Source organism: Streptomyces sp. CT34, from assembly GCF_000805335.1.
In the GTDB taxonomy this organism is placed as follows: Bacteria; Actinomycetota; Actinomycetes; order Streptomycetales; family Streptomycetaceae; genus Streptomyces.
The window spans coordinates 7,410,480-7,428,363 of sequence record NZ_KN708638.1; the positions used below are offsets into that span (position 1 = coordinate 7,410,480).

Here is a 17,884-nt window from a genome sequence, read left to right on the forward strand (position 1 = left end):
GCTGGCCGCGGCGCGCGGCGCGGGCGCCGGCGCGGTCTCGTTCACCCGCAGTAGCGCCAGCAGCGCGGGCGGCCGGACGGACGGATCGCCGACCGGGTCCACCGACAACTCGCCCTCCCGCTCGGGCCCTTCGGGGCCGACCCGCCAGCGCACCTCCACCGGATAGCGCGACCGGTGGCCCAGCCGCAGCGCCTCGGTGAGCCGGGTGATCTGCCCCTTGTCGCGGGGCCGGAACCGGTCCAGCAGGTTACGGCCGCGCAGCTGCCCGGGGGAGGCGTCCCACTCGGCGGCCATCGCCGGGTTGGCGATCACCACCTCGCCGTCGGCCCGGCACACCGCGATCGGGGTGGGGACCCGGTCCAGCAGCATCACGAAGTAGTCGCGGTAGGGACTGACCGCGCAGCGGCCGGCCGGATCGAGCGTCCCGGGCGGGCCGTGCGGACCCGCCGCGGGGCCCTGCTCACCGTCCGCGCAGGGCGGCACCGCCGTGCCGTCCGGTACGGTCGTGCCGCCCCGCGCGTCCGCGCCGGACGCCTCCTCGCAGCCCTCCGGCGCTCCGCCGCCGGTCCGTGTGCCCATCGCCCCGATTCCTGCCTTCTCTCCCGCCCCGGCCCTCGCCGCTGACCCATCGTGGGCCCGCGCGCAAGAGTGTTCAGCGACAAACCACTGCACAATCATGCAGTTGCCCGCGTCCGTCCCGCACACCGGGCCGGTCACGCTGGAGGCATGACCGACACCATCGCGCCCCAGACGGGCGAACGAGCCGCCGAGGTGAGCCTCCCGGTCGCCGACCTCACGGCGTCCGGGATCGCCACGACGCCCATCCAGCAGGCCATGGACCTCGCCCGGATCCACGGCCCGGCCTTCCTGCGCAAGTTCGGCGAGCGGGAGACGCTGTTCCTGTCCTCGCTCGACCTGGTCACCGAGGTCGCCGACGAGACCCGCTTCGCCAAGGGCGTGTCGGTCGTCCTGGAGGACGTCAGAGAGTTCGCCGGTGACGGTCTGTTCACCGCCTACAACGACGAGCCGAACTGGGCCAGGGCGCACGAGGTCCTGATGCCGGCCTTCGCGCTCGGCTCGATGCGGACCTACCACCCGGCGATGCTGAAGGTCGCCCGCCGGGTCATGGCGAGCTGGGACCGGAAGCTGGCCGACGGCACGCCCGTCGAGGTCGCGGACGACATGACCCGGATGACGCTGGACACCATCGGGCTCGCCGGTTTCGGCTTCGACTTCGCGTCGTTCTCCCGGGACACCCCGCACCCGTTCGTCGAGTCGATGGTGCGCTGCCTCGAATGGAGCATGAAGAAGTTCGCCCGGAAGCCCGGCACCGACCACTCCGCGGCGGACGCCGCGTTCCGCGCCGACGCCGACTACCTCGCGTCCGTCGTCGACGAGGTGATCGCCGCCCGTACGGCGAGCGGTGACCGCGGTGAGGACGATCTGCTGGGCCTGATGCTCGCCGCCACCGGCGAGGGCGACGGGCCCCAGGGGCCGGTGCTGGATCTCGCCAACATCCGCAACCAGGTCATCACCTTCCTGATCGCCGGCCACGAGACCACCTCCGGCGCGCTCTCCTTCGCCCTGTACCACCTCCTCAAGGACCCCCTCGCGCTGCGGATGGTCCAGCGCGAGGCGGACGAGCTGTGGGGCGACGAGGCCGATCCCGACCCGTCCTTCGAGGACATCGGGAAGCTGGCGTTCACCCGGCAGGTGCTCAACGAGGCGCTGCGGCTGTGGCCCACCGCCGCCGCCTTCACCCGGCAGGCCCGTACCGACACGGTGCTCGGCGGACGCTACCCGGTCCGGGCCGGTGAACTGGTCACCGTCCTGACGCCGATGCTGCACCGCGACCCGGTCTGGGGCGACAACCCCGACCTGTTCGACCCGTTCCGCTTCGGCCCGGAGGCCGAGGCGGCCCGCTCACCGCACGCCTACAAGCCGTTCGGCACCGGTGAACGCGCCTGCATCGGGCGGCAGTTCGCGCTCCACGAGGCGACCATGCTGCTGGCCCTCCTCGTCCACCGCTACCGGCTGATCGACCATGCCGGCTACCGGTTGCGCATCAAGGAGACGCTCACCCTCAAGCCCGACGGCTTCACCCTCACCCTCGCCGCCCGCACCCCCGCCGACCGGGCCGCGGTCCGCGCCGCGGCGGCCGTACTGCCCGGTGCCGCGGCCGGCGGCGAGGCGGCCGACGCCGCGGCCGACGACCAACTGCCCACCCGCGTACCGCAGGACACCGGGCTGCTCCTGCTGCACGGCACCAACTACGGCACCTGCCGGGAGTTCGCCGAGCGGCTCGCCGACGAGGCCGCCGCGTTGGGCTTCGCGCCCGAGGTCGCCCCGCTCGACGCCTACGCCGGTGCGCTGCCCGCCGACCGCCCCGCCGTCATCGTCGCCGCGTCCTACAACGGGCAGCCGACGGACGACGCGCTCGCCTTCGTGGACTGGCTCCGGACCGCCCCGGACGGCGCCGCGTCCGCGGTCCCGTACGCCGTCCTGGGCGTCGGCGACCGCAACTGGGCCGCCACCTACCAGCAGGTGCCCACCCTCGTCGACGACCGGCTGGCCGCACTCGGCGGCCGGCGGCTGCTGCCGCGCGCCGAGGCCGACGCCTCCGGCCAACTGACCGCGTCCGTCGAGGAGTTCGCCGCCGCACTGCGCACCGAGCTGCTGACCCGCTACGGCGACCCGGCGAGTATCGGCGCGGGCACCCCGGGCGACGACGGCGCCGGCTACACCGTCACGGAGGTCACCGGCGGCCCGCTCGACGCGCTCGCCGCCCGGCACGAGCTCACCGCGATGACCGTCGCCGAGGCATACGACCTCACCGCCCCGGACTGGCCCCGCCCCAAGCGCTTCCTGCGCATCGCCCTCCCGGACGGCACCGCCTACCGCACCGCCGACCACCTCGCCGTGCTGCCCGCCAACACCCCGGAGGCGGTGGCCCGGGCCGCCGCCGCGCTCGGCGTCGACCCGGACACCGTGCTGTCCCTGGGCGCGCCCGCCGGCCGCCCGGCGCGCGACACCTTCCCCGTCGACCGGCCGCTGACCATACGTCAACTTCTCACCAGTCACCTGGAGTTGGGGGCTCGTCCGACAGCCGGCCAGGCCGCCCTGCTGGCCGCCCACAACCCCTGCCCGCCCGAGCGCCTGGCGCTGGAAGCCCTTCCCGAGGACGATCCGCGTACCGTCATCGAGCTGATCGAGGCCCACCCCGCGCTGCGCGGCGCGCTGCCCTGGCCGGTGGTCCTGGAGCTGCTGCCGCCGCTCCGCACCCGGCACTACTCGCTGTCCTCCTCGCCCGCCGGCGACCCGCGCCACGCCGATCTGATGGTCTCGCTGCTGCCCGGCGGCACCGGCTCCACCTATCTGCACACCCTGCGGCCCGGCGACACGCTGCTGGCCCGCGTCCAGCCCTGCCGCGAGGCGTTCCGCCTCGACCCCGCCGAGGACACCCCGGTCATCATGGTCGCGGCCGGTACCGGGCTGGCGCCGTTCCGCGGCGCCGTCGCCGACCGCGTCGCGGCCGGCCAGACCGCCCCCGCCCGGCTCTACTTCGGCTGTGACGACCCCGACGGCGACTATCTGCACGCCGCCGAGTTCGCCGCCGCCCAGGAAGCCGGCGCGGTCCGTGTACACCCCGTCTTCAGCGCCCGCCCGCAGAACGGCCACCGCTTCGTCCAGCACCGGATCGCCGCCGAGGGCGCCGAGGTGTGGGAGCTGCTCCAGGCCGGGGCCCGGGTCCACGTCTGCGGCGACGGCAGCCGGATGGCCCCCGGCGTACGAGCCGCCTTCCGCGAGCTGCACGGGGCGCAGACCGGTGCCTCGGCCCAGGAGTCGGAGGCGTGGCTGCGCGAACTGACCGCCTCCGGGCGGTACATCGAGGACGTGTACGCGGCCGGCTGAGCCCCCGCCCGGCTCGGCCCCGAGACGGCCCCCGGTGCGTACCCGGACGGGATGCCGCGGGGTACGCACCGGGGCCGTGCCGGCCGGCCACCGCCGGTTACGCGGACGGCTCCGGTGCGGTCTCCCGCGGCCGTCCCGTCGCCCCCGGCAGGTGGATCACCAGCAGCACGATCCCCGCCACGGTGAAGTTGCGCACCGCGGCCTCGACCCCGTTCCACTGCTTCGACTGCCACATCGCGAACCACTCCCCGCCGATCGCCAGGAACCCGGCCCCGAACAGCACCAGCATCATCAGCAGCCCCGCGGTCGCCACCCGGCGGGCGCGGTCGAGCTCGCCGCGCCGCGCCCCCACGACCCACAGCACCGTGGCGGCCACCAGCACCACCGCCGCCACCAACTCCCAGGCGATGATGGCCACATACGCCGCGTCCTGGACCGTGTGCGAGGTGATGGCCCGCCACATCAGATCCGGGTCACGGAACGTGGTGTCCATCGCCAGGACATGCCGCACATACTGCTGGTTCGTACCGAAGTCCGTGATGTTCCCGAAGACGACCAGCGCGACATAGAGCGCGACCGTCCCGGTCAGCACGGCCGCCGCCGACGTCAGGCCCGTGCCCGTCGCCGGTATTCCCCCGCGTACCCTCACCCGCACAACTCCTCCAGAGCGTCACTCGTGCGGCCACCGTGCCGCACTCCGACCATTGTCCGTAATCGCGCCACCGCCGCACCCGGCAGCTCCCGTACGCTGCTCCCCGATCGGCCGAGGACATGACAGGACATCGGGAGAGCGGGGCTCATGGACGACAAGCGGTGTGCAGGAACGGTGGCCGCCGCGGCGGCAGCGGTGATCGCGGCGGCCGGCCCGGCGGACGCCGCACCCGCGGCCACCGCCGGCTACGGCACCAGCACAGGGGTGGGTGTGCACAACGCCTACGAGAAGGCCAAGTACCCCTACTTCGCGGACGCGCTGGACTCCGGCGCCTCGCTCGTCGAGGTCGACGTCTGGACCAACGGACTCGGCTCGTCCTGGCGGGTCTCGCACGGCAACCCCCTGGGGAACAACAGCAACTGCGTCGGCGCCGGCACCGCCGCCGAGCTGCGCACCGACCACCGGGACCAGGACTTCGCCGGCTGCCTCGCCGACCTGCGGGCCTGGCACGACGCGCACCCCGGCCACCGCCCGATCCTCGTCAAGATCGAGATGAAGGACGGCTTCAACGCCAGGGGCGGCCGGGGACCGGCCGAATTCGACGCGCTCGTACGGCGGAAGCTGGGCGACGCGGTCTACGGACCCGGCGACCTGACCGCGGACCACGCCACGCTCGACGAGGCCGTCCGGGCCCGCGGCTGGCCGGCGCGCGCCGACCTCGCCGGCACGTTCCTCTTCGAGCTGATACCGGGCACCGTCGAGGAGCACAACCCGCTCGACCGACTGTGGACCGACGTCGAATACGCCACCCACCTCAAGGACCTGGCCGCCCGGGGCGAGCTGGAGCGGTCCACCGCCTTCCCCGCCGTCCACGGAGCCGCCCCCGGCGACCCCCGCGAGCGCTACGCCGACCCGGCCGTGCGCCCCTGGTTCGTGGTTTTCGACGGCGATGCCGCGACCTACTTGGACGGCGGCATCGACACCGCCTGGTACGACGCCCGCCACTACCTCCTCGTCATGACCGACGCCCACAAGGTCCCGCCGGCCCTCGACCCCGTCCGACCCGCCGAGGCCGACGCACTGGCCCGGGTGCGCCAACTCGCCGCCGCCCACGCCAGTTTCGCCACCGCCGACTGGTACCCGCTCCCGTCGGTCCTGTCCACGGTGGTGCCGCGCGGGACCGAGTAGCCGGACGACCCACCCGGCCGCCCGGCCCCGACCCGTCGGACCGGGCCTACGACGCGGCCCGGTGGTAGAGCGCCGCCACGGCGTCCCCGAACCGGCTGCTGTACGACGTCGCGTCGTCGCCGCCCTCGTCCAGGCCGCCGATCACCCCGATCAGGGAGCCGGTGCCGGTCTCCGGATCGAGGTCGGTGAGCATCGGACCGCCGCTGGTACCGGTCGGGAATCCGGCGCAGGGGAAGCGGAGCTGGCCGGGGCCCTGGGCGTCGGCGGTGTGCCGGCAGGCGAGCGGGGTGTCGTTGTCGCCGGGATAGCCGGTCAGCTGGGCCGGGCGGCCGGGCGGTGCGCCGAACCGGATCCGCTCGGCCCCGGTGACGTCCTCGATCCGCTCGTCCGACCGCCCGTGTCGGCGCACCCGCACGAACGCGACGTCGCGGTCCGGGTCCCGGTCGCTGATCCAGCGGGGGTCGACATCGACGCGGGTGGCCACCCACAGGCCGTACGGCGCGATCCCGTCGTGCAGACCGGGCCCGAAGACCAGCCGGGTGCGGAAGCCGCCGTCGTACACGCAGTGCGCGGCGGTGACGATGAGGTTCCCGCCGGGGGCGTCGACCACGCTCGCGGTGCAGTAGTGGGCGGGGTCGCCGTCGTCCTCGGGGGAGAAGAGCGCGCCGATCGGCGGCGCGGGGGCAGTCGGGGTCGCCGTCAGGGGCCGGGAGGCGGGCAGCGGCACCGGGCTGCCGGCGGCGCTGCGGGTGCTGGTCACCGGTGGGCCGGGGCGCTCCTTGTACGGCCCGGCCAGGACCGCCGCGGCGGCCTGGTCGCCGGCGGAACGGGAAGCGGTGTACGTCCCCGTGGCAGGGTTCCCGGGCGCCACGAACGGATCGTGCGTGGTGGCCCCCAGCGCCAGCGCCGCGCCGCCCACGACGACCGTCAGCAGCCCGAGTGCCAGGGTGGCCCGCAGCGGCACGCCGGCGCGGGACCGCCCGGTACGGATGCGTCGGGCCGGGGCAGGCGACCCGGGCGGGGCGGGTCTTCCCGACGGTTCGGCCGCCCGGTCGGGGTCCTGTGCCGCCTTCGTGAGCCCGCGATCGCTCGTCTCCACCTGGTGTCGCCTCGTTGCATCAGCCGGCGGCGCCCAGTCGTCAGGGGGAGTGGCGCCGCCGGATCCAGACATTTCAACCAGCATGATGCACGGTGGCCCGCGGTGGTTCGGTCGGGGCGGCGGATCATGCGGATCGTCACGTTCCGCGCCGGCGGAACCGGCTTCCGCGGCGCCCCGGGATGCCCGCTTTCCGGCGGTTCCGGGGAGCCCGGTGCGCACGGTCGCGCCGCCGGCCCCGGGCTAGCCCACGAGGGTGATGCCGCGGCCCGCCAGGTTGTGCCGGATCAGCGTCCGGGCCAGCCCGAACTCGTTCGGGAAGTCCATCGGGACGATGCCCAGCCCCCGCCAGCCGCTGCCCTCCGCGCTCTCCAGCAGGGTCTTCACCCGTGGGTTGAGCCGGTCCGCGTTACCTCGGGGCGGCAGCAGGGCCGCGGTGCTGACGTAGTTCACGAACAGCTTCCCCGGCCGGGCGACGGCCCTGCGGAACTGCGCCTCGATCTTGGGCCATTTCCCGAACGGCTCGGCCATGTAGTCGTCCTGGATGTCGAAGAGCCGCGGGTCGGCGTACCGGATGCCGCCCAGCCCGGCGGAGTCGGCCAGCAGGACGACCCGGCCCCGGGCCCGGCCCAGCGTCGGCAGCCCCGGTTCCAGCCGGAACAGCGGGCGGTAGCCCTTCGCGCCCAGATAGCTGCCGAAGATCCGGCGGAACTCCTCGGCGGAGACCTCCGAGTACTCCTGCTTGACGCGCATCAGCACCGTTTCGGAGGGGTGCGCCCGGAGGAACGCCCGGCAGGCGTTGAGCACGTCGTCGAACATCAGCTGCTGGTAGAAGGCGCCGTGGTGGATCGCGAACACGCCGTCGACGGCCCGGCAGCGGACGTCCAGGAACCGTATGCCGCCGGCCAGTTGGGCCGCTGTGGAGGTGTTCTGGCAGGCGACCCACGGGCCGCCGTGGCGGGCGCCGGAGTCATGGGTGCCGGGGATGGTCAGCCGCTGGACGGGGGTGGCGTCGCCGAGCGCCGCCATCCAGTCCTGTGCGGACAGCGTGCGGCGGCTGCTGCGCTGCCGGGGCGCCGCCGCTGCCGTGAACCGCCCGCTGCCGGCGCCCGCCAGTACCCCGGCGGCGGAAAGCCCCGCCGTGCCCCGGAGGAACCCCCGCCGATCCAGCCCCATGCCCCTGCCCCTCCGTCGAGTCCGTGCGCGACCGGCCGCGCCCCCCGGAGCGCGCGGCCATGCGATCGGGACATCGCACCACACCGACGGGGGGCGGGGCACCCGGCTGTCAGGTCCGGACCGCGAGGGACAGTGCGAACCGGCCCGCGCCATCCGTCCACCACTCCGTCAACTCCAGCCCTGCGGCCTGGAGTTCGTCCCGTACCCGGTTCTTGCGGAACTTCGCCGAGACCTCGGTCCGCACCTCCTCGCCGGCCGCGAACGGCACCACCAGATCGATCCCCGGGATCTTCACGGTCAGCTCCTCGCGGGCCCGGAGCCGCATCTCGATCCATTCGCACTCCGCGTTCCAGAGCGCGACATGATCGAAGTCCGCCGGGTCGAAGTCGCCGCCCAGTTCCCGGTTGACGACCTCCAGGACGTTCTTGTTGAAGGCGGCTGTCACCCCGCGCGCGTCGTCGTACGCGGCGACGAGCGTGGCCTCGTCCTTGACCAGGTCGGTGCCCAGCAGCAGCGCGTCGCCGGGGGAGAGCAGGTCGTGGACGGAGCGCAGGAAGCCGGCGCGCTCGTCCGGGAGCAGGTTGCCGATGGTGCCGCCCAGGAAGGCGAGCAGCCGGGGGCCGGGCGCCGGCGGCAGCGCGAGACCCTGCTGGAAGTCGGCGACCAGCGCGTGCACGGTGAGCTGCGGGTGCTCGGTGAGCAGCGCCTCGCCGGCCGCCCGCAGCGCCGACTCGCTGACATCGATGGGGAGATAGGTGTCCAGATCGGTCAGCGCCCGCAGCAGATGGCGGGTCTTGTCGGACGAGCCGGAGCCCAGCTCGATGAGGGTGCGGGCGCGGGTGGCCGCGGCGATCCGGTCCGCGACGGCGAGCAGGATCTCGCGTTCGGCGCGGGTCGGGTAGTACTCGGGAAGTGTGGTGATCTCGTCGAACAGCTTGCTGCCGCGGGCGTCGTAGAACCACTTGGGCGGCAGCTGCTTGGGCGTGCCGGACAGGCCCCGGGAGACGTCGGCGCGGAGCGCGGCCGCGGTGGCGTCGGCGGGGAGGGTGCGGGTGATGCTGAGGGGGCTCACGTTGCGGGCTCCTTGAGCGGGGTGAGGTGGACGTCGGTGCGGGTGGCACACAGCAGGGTGTGGTCGGGGACCTCGGTCCACCGGGGGGAATCGTCGTGGGGCTCGGAGGCGACGACCCGGCCGCCGCCGGGCACGGCCAGGTGGCACAGGGTGTCGCCCCACGAGGTGGCGGCGACGGTGGTGCCGTCGGTCAGCAGCAGATTGAGCCGGGAGCCGGGCGCGACCCGGGCCACCGCCCGGACGGTGCCGGCCAGCGCCTCGCCCACGTCGTCGCCGAGGGCCAGCCGGTGCCGGACCAGCGCCCACAGGAAGGCGGTGTCGCAGCGCGCCTGGAGGCGGAGCAGCTCCACGGCCGGCAGCTCGGCCACCAGCGGGGCGAGGGTGTCCGGCCAGCCGGCCACCGCGCCGTTGTGGCTGAAGAGATACCGGCCCGCGGCGAACGGCGCGGCTGCCGCCTCGGCGTCCGCACCGGCCACCGTCGCGTCCCGTACGGCGGCGAGCAGGGCGCCGGTGCGGACCACCCGGGCCAGGTCGGGCAGCTGCTCGTCGGCCCAGATCGGGCCGGCCCGGCGGTAGCGGGCGGGAACGGGGTCGCCGGGCGCGTACCAGCCGACGCCGAAGCCGTCCGCGTTGACCGTGCCGTGCCGCTGGCGGCGCGGTGCCCAGGACTGCCGGTAGAGCCCGTTCGGCGGCGCCAGCACGATCTGCCCGAACGGTATCTCCGGCCCCAGATAGCCCATATGACGGCACATCAGAGCCCGTCCGAGGCGTCTGGGCCGGCGTCCCGGGCGGTGCGGAACCCGGCGAAGATCTGCCGCCGGACCGGCAGGTCCCAGTTGCGGAAGGTGCCGCGGCAGGCCACCGGGTCGACCGCGAACGAGCCGCCGCGCAGCACCTTGTACGCGCTGCCGAAGAACACCTCCGAGTACTCCCGGTAGGGGAAGGCCGCGAAGCCGGGGTAGGGGAGGAAGTCGCTCGCCGTCCACTCCCACACGTCACCGATCAACTGGTGTACGCCGAGCGGAGATTGCCCTTCCGGGTAGCTGCCGACCGGGGCCGGCCGCAGGTGTCGCTGGCCGAGGTTGGCGTGCGCCGGGGTCGGATCCTCGTCGCCCCACGGGTAGCGCATCGCCCGCCCGGCCGCCGGGTCGTGCCGGGCCGCCTTCTCCCATTCGGCCTCGGTGGGCAGCCGGCGGCCGGCCCAGCGCGCATAGGCGTCCGCCTCGTACCAGCTGACGTGCAGCACCGGCTCGTCCGGCGGCACCGGCTCGGTCACCCCGAACCGGCGGCGCAGCCACTGGCTGCCCTCGCGCCGCCAGAACAGCGGTGCGCGCAGCCGTTGTTCGCGCACCTGCGCCCAGCCCTCCGGCACCCACCAGCGCGGGTCGTGGTAGCCGCCGTCCTCGATGAAGCGCTGGTAGGCGGCGTTGCTGACCGGGGTGGTGTCGAGCAGGAACGCGGGCACCTCCCGGCGGTGCGCGGGCCGCTCGTTGTCCAGCGCCCAGGGCTCCGTGGAGGTGCCCATGGTGAACGGCCCACCGGGAACGAGGACTTCGGACGGCAGGCGGACGCCGGGAGCGGCCGGGGGCTCGGGCGCGGTGAGCACGGCGGGCCCCTGCCGAAGCTGATGGGTGATCAGCATCGTTTCGTCGTGCTGCTGTTCGTGCTGGGCGATCATTCCGAAGGCGAAGCCGGAGTCCAGCAGCGGTCCGCCGTGCAGCGGGGTGCGCTCCAGGATGTCCAGCACCCGGCCGCGGACCTCGGCGACATAGCCGTGCGCCTCGTCGGGGCCCAGCAGCGGCAGGGTGGGGCGCGCGGCGCGCGGATGCTCGAAGGCGTCGTAGACGGAGTCGATGTCCGGACGGAGCGCGTCCCGGCCGCCGACGGTGCGCAGCAGCCACTGCTCTTCCTGGTTGCCGATGTGTGCCAGGTCCCACACCAGCGGGGACATCAACGGGGAGTGCTGGGCGACGAGATCGGGGTCCTCGACGCAGCTGGTCAGCAGGCGGGTGCGGTCGCGGGCGGCGAGCAGTGCCGCCGCCGCGCGCTCCCGGAGCGACTCGGAATCGGTGGTCACTGGCTGTCCTTCCCAAGGGTGAGACGGTTCCTGGCCGCGGTGTCGGAGGTGCCTTCGCCGGCCCGGCCGTGGTCGGTGCGGCCGGTGCCGTCCGCCGCGTACAGCGCGTCGAGGCGGTCGTCCGCGGGGCACCGGCCGCGCGCCACATAGCGCTCGGTGAACTCCGCGACCGCCGCGCGGACGCCGGCCGGGGCGCCCAGCCGGGGCAGCGCCTCCTGCGCCGCGGCGAAGCAGGCCACCGCGGCCATGTGCAGCTCGGGGTCGGTCAGCGCGCCCCGGGCCGCCCGCCGCCACAGCGGATTCCGCGGCGCGGGATGCGAACCCGCCGTCTCGGCAAGGGGCTTGACGGCCCGATAGGCGAGCTCGGACGCCTCCGGATCGTCGAACAGCGCCGCCGTGACGGCCAGCGGAACGATCCACCCGGCGTCGCCCGGCTGCGCGTCGATCATGCGCAGCTCCAGATGGCCGCGCGGCCGGACGGGCGGGAAGAGGGTGGTCACGTGGTAGTCGAGGTCCTCCCTGGTCGGTGGGCGGGGCACGCCGGTACGGATCCACTCGCGGAAGGTGAGGCCCTCCGGCGCGCCCCAGGGGCCGTCCGCGCTGCGGATGCACATCACCGGGGCGTCCAGCACGTAGCGGGACCACGCGGTGCGCGGGTCGGTGCCCAGCGGCGGGGCGAGCGTCCGGCCCGGGTCGAGCTGCGACCAGACGGCCTGGCGGGTGGTGCGGAAGCCGGTCGGGCACCCCTCGCTGAGCGGCGAGTTGGCGAACGCGGCGGACAGCACCGCGCCCAGCAGATGCGCCAGCATCCACCGCCGGCCGAGCCCCAGCGTTCCGGGCTCCTCGTAGCCGGCGTCGACACAGACCTGCACGGACGCGGTGGCGCACATCATGGAGCGCCCGGCCGGGCCCCACCGGTCGAAATACGCCTCCATGGCGTCATAGCGCGGCTCGTCGAGGATCCGCCGGGGGGAGTGCCACGGATTGTGGCCATGGCCCGCGATGCCGAGGCCCAGGCCCTGGATCGTGGGCCGGACCTGTGCCAGATCGTCCGTGACGGACGTGACGCAGGCGCTGAGCGAGGTGGCGGGCAGCGAGCTGAGCTCCAGCTGGCCGCCGGGTTCGAAGCTGAGGGAGGAACGGAGGGGCAGGGCGCGCAGTGCGGCTGCCGCGGCGCGCATCCGGGACGGTTCGACCGGACATCGGGGGTTGCGCGCGTCATGGACCAGGAACTCGATCTCGACACCTATGCGGCGCGGGGGTCCCGTTTTGAAACATATCCCGTGCAGGTGAGCCTCGAGTTCCGCTTCCGACGCTGCCGGCCGTACGCGCATGGCTTCCCTCTCCCCTCCGGGGCGGCGGCTGGATTGCCGTCCTCCACCTAAGCCCCTGCGGACGATGTGCTCAAGAGCGCCTGCCCGCCGCGGGCCGCCCCGGTCCGGGGATCGGCCTGGTGAAGCGGGGGTTAGGACGGAGAAACCCGTACGCCCGTTCGGGTGCTCTGTGGCCGTCGCCGGGAGAGACGACGGCCGCCGGGAGAGACGACGGCCGTTCGCCCCCGCCGCTACTGCCGGTACCCCGCGAGGAAGCGCCCGATCCGGCTGATCGCCGCGTCGAGGTCGTCCGCGTGCGGGAGGGTGAGGATCCGGAAGTGGTCCGGGCGCGGCCAGTTGAAGCCGGTGCCCTGGACGACCTGGATCTTCTCCCGCAGCAGCAGGTCCAGCACGAACTTCTCGTCGTCGTGGATCTTGTGCACCGCGGGGTCCAGGCGCGGGAACGCGTAGAGCGCGCCCCTGGGCTTCACGCAGGAGACGCCCGGGATCTCGTTCAGCCGCTCCCAGGCCCGGTCGCGCTGCTCGCGCAGTCGGCCGCCCGGGAGTACCAGGTCCCGGATGCTCTGCCGGCCGCCGAGCGCCGCCTGGATCGCGTACTGCGCCGGGGCGTTCGGGCACAGCCGCATCGAGGCGAGGGTGCCCAGCCCCTCCAGGTAGTCCGCGGCGTGCTCCTTGGGCCCGGAGACGACCAGCCAGCCGGAGCGGAACCCGGCGACCCGGTACGACTTGGACAACCCGCTGAAGGTCAGGCACACCAGGTCGGGGGCGAGTACCGCGGCGTGGTGGTGGACCTCGTCGTCGTACAGGATCCGGTCGTAGATCTCGTCCGCGAAGACCATCAGGTGGTGGCGGCGGGCCAGATCGAGCATGCCCTCCAGCAGCTCCCGCGGATAGACGGCGCCCGTCGGGTTGTTGGGGTTGATGATGACCATCGCCCGGGTCCGGTCGGTGATCTTCGAGGCGAGGTCGTCGAGGTCCGGCAGCCAGTCGGCGGACTCGTCGCAGAGGTAGTGCACCGCCTTGCCGCCGGCCAGGGTGGTGACCGCCGTCCAGAGGGGGAAGTCCGGCGCCGGGATCAGCACCTCGTCGCCGTCGTCGAGCAGTGCCTGGACGGCCATGGAGACCAGCTCCGAGACGCCGTTGCCGAGATGGACGTCATCGACGCCGACGTCCGGCAGCCCGGCCTCCTGGTACCGCTGGGCGACCGCCCGCCGGGCCGGCAGGATGCCGCGGGAATCCGTGTAGCCGTGTGCCCGGGACAGGTTGCGCATCATGTCCTGGAGGATCTCTTCGGGACACTCGAAGCCGAACAGCGCGGGGTTGCCGGTGTTCAGCCGGAGCACGCTGTGGCCCGCCTCCTCCAGTGCGTTGGCGTGCTCGATCACCGGCCCGCGGATCTCGTAGCAGACGTCGGCCATCTTGCTGGACTGCTTGAACTGCATGCGGCGGCCTCCCGGTCTCTCGCCCGCCGCGTGGTGCGGCAGTGGTCGACACCGTACTTGGTTTTCCCAACTCCTAACTTGGAAAATCCAACCACATGTCTATCCTGGTGTCATGTCGCGCCGAAGCTATGACCAGTACTGCGCCATCGCCCGAGCCCTGGACGCCGTAGGCGACCGCTGGACGCTGCTGATCGTCCGGGAACTCCTGGGCGGCTCCCGGCGTTACACGGACCTGCACGCCGACCTGCCCGGCGTCAGTACCGACATGCTCGCCTCCCGCCTCAAGGACATGGAGCGCGACGGTCTGCTCACCCGCCGCCGCCTCCCACCGCCCGGCGCCGCCTCCGTCTACGAACTCACCCCGCGCGGGCGCGCCCTGCTCCCGGCCCTGACCGCCCTCGCCGACTGGGGCGCCCCCGCCCTCGGCGAGCAGCGCCCCACGGACGCGGTCCGCGCCCACTGGTTCGCGGTACCGCTCATGGCCCGGCTGGCCCGGCACTTCACGGACGGCGCGGTACGCGTCATCGAGATCGCCCTGGAAGAGGGCGCGTTCCACATCACCCTCGGCCCCGGCGACGGGGGAGCGGAGGCGGAGGCCGCCACCCCCGCCTACGCCGACGGCCCGGCCGAACTCCCCGACATCCGCCTCACCTTGGACTCCGCGACCTGCGCCGCCCTCGCGTACGATCGGCTTTCGCTCGCCCAGGCCATCGACTCCGGCCGCATCACGCTCAGCCACCCCGAAGACCGCCCGGAGCCCGCACCCCTCGCCTGAGTCCCGGGTCCTGTCGTCACACTCCCGTCGTCCGCCCGAACGGCAGGCCCGGCGTTCCGGCGGCTGCTCGACGGCGGGGCGTGGGCCGCGCGCAGTGCGCGGTGGCCGGGCCTCCGTTCGGCCGTCTTGATGGGGCGTCAGCGGGCGGCGCGGGCGAGGCTCGGGGCATGAGGCGAGCGTGGTGGATGCGGGGGCGGGCCGGTGGCGCGGTGGTGCTGGCCGGGGTGTTGGTGGCGGGGGCGGTGCCGTCGTCCGGGGCGGCCGGGGCGGCCGGGGCGGTTCCGGCGGCGGGGCGGCGGGCGATGTCGGCGTGGCTGCCGTTCTGGGGCGATGTCGACGGCGCCTACCGGGACGCGGTGGCGCACGCCGGGCAGCTGCACACCGTCAGCCCCTTCTGGTACGAGACGGCCTCGGAGCGCGCGGTCACCGGCCGGGCCGGGGCGGTCCGGCCGGACCTGGTGGCGGGGCTGCACCGGGCCGGGATCGCCGTGGTGCCGACGGTGACCGAGACACCGGACGCCGCGGCGATGGGGGAGTTGCTGCACGACCCGGTGCGGCGCCGGACCCATGTCGACGCGCTGGCGGGCGTGGTGACGAGCCAGGGCTACGACGGCATCGACCTGGACTACGAGACGATGGCGGCGACCGGGGACGCGGCGGCCCGGGACCGGGTGCGGACCGGCTATGTCGCGTTGGTGGGCGAGCTCTGCGCGCGGCTGCACCGCATCGGCAAGCGGTGCGTGGTGACGGTGATGCCGCAGGTCCGCGGGACCGGCGCGGCCTTCGACTACCGGCGGCTGGGCGCGCTCGCCGACACCGTCCGGATCATGGGCTACGACCTGCACTGGTCGATGGGGGAGCCGGGCCCGCTGTCCTCGAAGGACTGGTACGAGGAGATCCTGCGCCGGGCCACGGCCACCGTGCCCCGGGACCGGATCGAACTGGCCTTCCCCGGCTACGGGTGGGACTGGGTGCCGGGCAGCGGCCGGCGGGCCGGGCATGTGACGTGGCACGAGGCCGAGGCGCTGCGCCGGCGGGTGGGGGCCGCCTACCGCTTCGACGAGGCGTCGGGCACCCCGTACTTCCGGTATGTGAAGGGCGGCGAGGAGCACCAGGTCTGGTACCAGGACGCGCGGGGCGTGCGCGACCAGCTGCCGCTGCCGGCGAAGTACGGGGTGCGCGGGATCGGGCTATGGGCGCTCGGGTTCGAGGACCCGGGCGTCTGGGCGGCGTTCCGTGGCGAGCAGGCGTAGCGCGGCCTCGGACGGGGAGCCCTCGGCGGCGGTGTACATCAGCACGCCCTGGCCGGAGCCGTCCGGAGTCTGCATCATCTCGAAGTCCAGCGTCAGCGCGCCGACCAGCGGATGGTGGAAGCGCTTGGTGCCGAAGGTGCAGTTGCTGACCGCGTGCCGCGACCAGAGCGCGCTGAACTCGGTGCTCTTCATGGACAACTCGCCGATGAGCTCGGTCAGTTGCGGGTCGTCGGGGAAGCGTCCCGCGGCCACCCGCAGGGCCGCGACGGCGCGGCGGGCCTCCTGCTCGCGTTCCGGGTAGAGCTCGCGGGTGTGCGGGTCGAGGAAGAACAGCCGCTGGGTGTTGGGGCGGTCCAGGGGGCGGGCGGGACTGTCGAAGTCGAGGTGGCCGGCGAGCAGCGCGTGGCCGAGGCGGTTCCAGGCCAGTACCTCGAAGCGGGGGCCGAGGGCCACGGCGGGGACACCGTCGAGGGCGGCGAGCAGCTGCCGGACGCCGGGCCGGGCCCTGTCGTGGCGTACCGCGGGGCGGCGGCGGGTCCGCGCCGGGCGGGACAGCTGGTGCAGATGGGCGCGCTCGTCGGGGCTCAGCCGGAGCGCGCGGGCCAGCGCGTCGAGCACGCCCTCGGAGGCGTTGTGGCTCTGGCCCTGTTCGAGGCGGGTGTAGTAGGCCGCGCTGACACCGGCCAGCTGGGCGAGTTCCTCGCGCCGCAGGCCGGGGACCCGGCGGCGCGCCCCGTAGGAGACCAGGCCGACGTCCTCCGGCTGGAGCCGGGCGCGGCGGGTGCGCAGAAAGTCCCCCAGTTCGGTGGGGCCGGTGGCGGATGAGTCCATACCGGCCAGTCTGCGGCATCGGCCGGCGGGCAGCCTGTCCCTGTCAGTGCCAGGCTCGCGGGGCGGGTGGTCGGCGGAACCTTCGCGGCGGGTCGGTCGGGACTGTTCCGTGAAGGATACCGACCGCTTAGTATGTCCGTGGCGAGGGTCCGCTGCGGCCCCGCACCAGCCGAGTGACCGAGGTCTGTGGAGGCATCAGGTGAAGGCATGGCGCGTACACGCGAACGGCGAGCCGCGGGAGGTGATGCGGCTCTCGGAGGTGCCGGATCCGCGACCGGGGCCGGGGCAGCTGCTGCTACGGGTCCGGGCCGCCAATGTGAACTTCCCGGACGCGCTGCTGTGCCGCGGCCGGTACCAGGTCCGGCCGCCGCTGCCGTTCACCCCGGGCGTGGAGATCTGCGGCGAGGTGCTGGCCGTGGGGGAGGGGGCGGCCGGCACGGTCGGTGCGCGGGTGCTGGCCCAACCGCCGTTGCCCGACGGCGGCTTCGCCGAGCTGGTATCTGTCGACGCGGCGACCGTACGCCCCGCCCCCGAAGCGCTGGACGACGCGGAGGCCGCCGCGCTGCACATCGGCTACCAGACCGGCTGGTTCGGACTGCACCGCCGGGCCCGGATCCGGCCGGGCGAGACGCTGCTGGTGCACGCCGCGGCCGGCGGGGTCGGCAGCGCCGCCGTGCAGCTGGGCAGGGCCGCCGGCACGCGCGTCATCGGTGTCGTCGGCGGCGCCGAAAAGGCGCGTATCGCCGAGGAGTTGGGCTGCGACGTGGTGCTCGACCGGCGCCGCGACGACATCGTCGCGGCGGTGAAGGAGGCCACCGGCGGGCGGGGCGCCGACGTGGTCTACGACCCGGTCGGCGGCGACGCGTACACGCAGTCCGCCAAGTGCATCGCCTTCGAGGGCCGCATCATCGTCGTCGGCTTCGCCAGCGGCATCATCCCCCCCCCCGCCCTCAACCACGCCCTGGTCAAGAACTACACGGTCCTGGGCCTGCACTGGGGCCTCTACAACACCAAGGACCCGGCCGCCGTCGACGCCTGCCACGACGAACTGACCAAGCTCGCCGACCAGGGGGCGG

The 17,884-nt window shown here is 74.1% G+C and carries 14 protein-coding genes and 1 pseudogene; 5 read left to right on the forward strand and 10 right to left on the reverse strand.

The features are described 5' to 3' along the window. Positions 1 to 579 (reverse strand): PAS domain-containing protein (locus RZ84_RS42090; RefSeq protein ID WP_241777966.1); only part of this gene is annotated, 579 nt, incomplete at its 3' end. A gap of 147 nt (positions 580 to 726) precedes the next feature. Here RZ84_RS42090 and RZ84_RS32285 point away from each other — a divergent pair. Further along, a complete protein-coding gene (locus tag RZ84_RS32285; protein ID WP_043268000.1) occupies positions 727 to 3,912 on the forward strand; it encodes a cytochrome P450 in 3,186 nt (1,061 codons plus the stop codon). A gap of 97 nt (positions 3,913 to 4,009) precedes the next feature. Here RZ84_RS32285 and RZ84_RS32290 read toward each other — a convergent pair whose 3' ends face one another. Continuing rightward, positions 4,010 to 4,561, reverse strand: a complete 552-nt coding sequence (locus tag RZ84_RS32290) for a DUF2165 domain-containing protein (RefSeq protein ID WP_052230316.1) — start codon at positions 4,559 to 4,561, stop codon at positions 4,010 to 4,012. Between the two features lie 150 nt (positions 4,562 to 4,711). Between RZ84_RS32290 and RZ84_RS32295 the strand changes: the two genes are divergently transcribed. After that, entirely contained in the window at positions 4,712 to 5,752 is a 1,041-nt protein-coding gene (locus tag RZ84_RS32295; protein ID WP_043268002.1) for a phosphatidylinositol-specific phospholipase C domain-containing protein, read from the forward strand. Between the two features lie 46 nt (positions 5,753 to 5,798). Here RZ84_RS32295 and RZ84_RS32300 read toward each other — a convergent pair whose 3' ends face one another. The 7 genes from RZ84_RS32300 to RZ84_RS32330 all read right to left on the reverse strand — a co-directional run bounded on the left by RZ84_RS32300 (position 5,799) and on the right by RZ84_RS32330 (position 13,949). Next, positions 5,799 to 6,851, reverse strand: coding sequence for a trypsin-like serine peptidase (locus RZ84_RS32300; RefSeq protein ID WP_043268004.1), 1,053 nt, complete (start codon positions 6,849 to 6,851; stop codon positions 5,799 to 5,801). Between the two features lie 240 nt (positions 6,852 to 7,091). Further along, positions 7,092 to 8,024, reverse strand: a complete 933-nt coding sequence (locus RZ84_RS32305) for a phosphatidylinositol-specific phospholipase C (RefSeq protein WP_043268006.1) — start codon at positions 8,022 to 8,024, stop codon at positions 7,092 to 7,094. Positions 8,025 to 8,133: 109 nt separating this feature from the next. Further along, the gene (gene egtD / locus RZ84_RS32310) at positions 8,134 to 9,096 is read right to left on the reverse strand and encodes an L-histidine N(alpha)-methyltransferase (RefSeq protein ID WP_043268007.1); all 963 of its coding nucleotides are present in this window, start codon (positions 9,094 to 9,096) and stop codon (positions 8,134 to 8,136) included. Further along, positions 9,093 to 9,848 carry an ergothioneine biosynthesis protein EgtC gene (egtC, locus tag RZ84_RS32315; protein ID WP_043268009.1) on the reverse strand — a complete coding sequence of 252 codons (756 nt, stop codon included), beginning with the start codon at positions 9,846 to 9,848 and terminating at the stop codon, positions 9,093 to 9,095. Before egtC ends, egtD begins: the two co-directional genes overlap by 4 nt. Continuing rightward, positions 9,848 to 11,173 carry an ergothioneine biosynthesis protein EgtB gene (egtB, locus tag RZ84_RS32320; protein ID WP_043268011.1) on the reverse strand — a complete coding sequence of 442 codons (1,326 nt, stop codon included), beginning with the start codon at positions 11,171 to 11,173 and terminating at the stop codon, positions 9,848 to 9,850. The genes egtC and egtB overlap by 1 nt, the downstream gene beginning before the upstream one ends. Beyond that, entirely contained in the window at positions 11,170 to 12,507 is a 1,338-nt protein-coding gene (gene egtA / locus RZ84_RS32325) for an ergothioneine biosynthesis glutamate--cysteine ligase EgtA (RefSeq protein WP_043268013.1), read from the reverse strand. Before egtA ends, egtB begins: the two co-directional genes overlap by 4 nt. Positions 12,508 to 12,737: 230 nt before the next feature. Next, a complete protein-coding gene (locus RZ84_RS32330) occupies positions 12,738 to 13,949 on the reverse strand; it encodes a pyridoxal phosphate-dependent aminotransferase (RefSeq protein ID WP_043268014.1) in 1,212 nt (403 codons plus the stop codon). A 112-nt stretch (positions 13,950 to 14,061) separates the two neighbouring features. Here RZ84_RS32330 and RZ84_RS32335 point away from each other — a divergent pair, with 112 nt between their 5' ends. Next, complete coding sequence (locus tag RZ84_RS32335; protein WP_043268015.1) at positions 14,062 to 14,724, forward strand: winged helix-turn-helix transcriptional regulator; 663 nt, start codon at positions 14,062 to 14,064, stop codon at positions 14,722 to 14,724. A 167-nt stretch (positions 14,725 to 14,891) separates the two neighbouring features. After that, on the forward strand, positions 14,892 to 15,977 hold the full coding sequence (locus RZ84_RS32340) for a glycosyl hydrolase family 18 protein (RefSeq protein ID WP_043268016.1): 1,086 nt from the start codon (positions 14,892 to 14,894) through the stop codon (positions 15,975 to 15,977). Here the strand turns inward: RZ84_RS32340 and RZ84_RS32345 are convergent. Beyond that, entirely contained in the window at positions 15,915 to 16,808 is an 894-nt protein-coding gene (locus RZ84_RS32345) for a helix-turn-helix transcriptional regulator (protein ID WP_043268017.1), read from the reverse strand. The genes RZ84_RS32340 and RZ84_RS32345 overlap by 63 nt on opposite strands. A gap of 292 nt (positions 16,809 to 17,100) precedes the next feature. Between RZ84_RS32345 and RZ84_RS37470 the strand changes: the two are divergent. Then, positions 17,101 to 17,884: pseudogene (locus tag RZ84_RS37470) on the forward strand (NADPH:quinone oxidoreductase family protein); the annotation flags it as partial.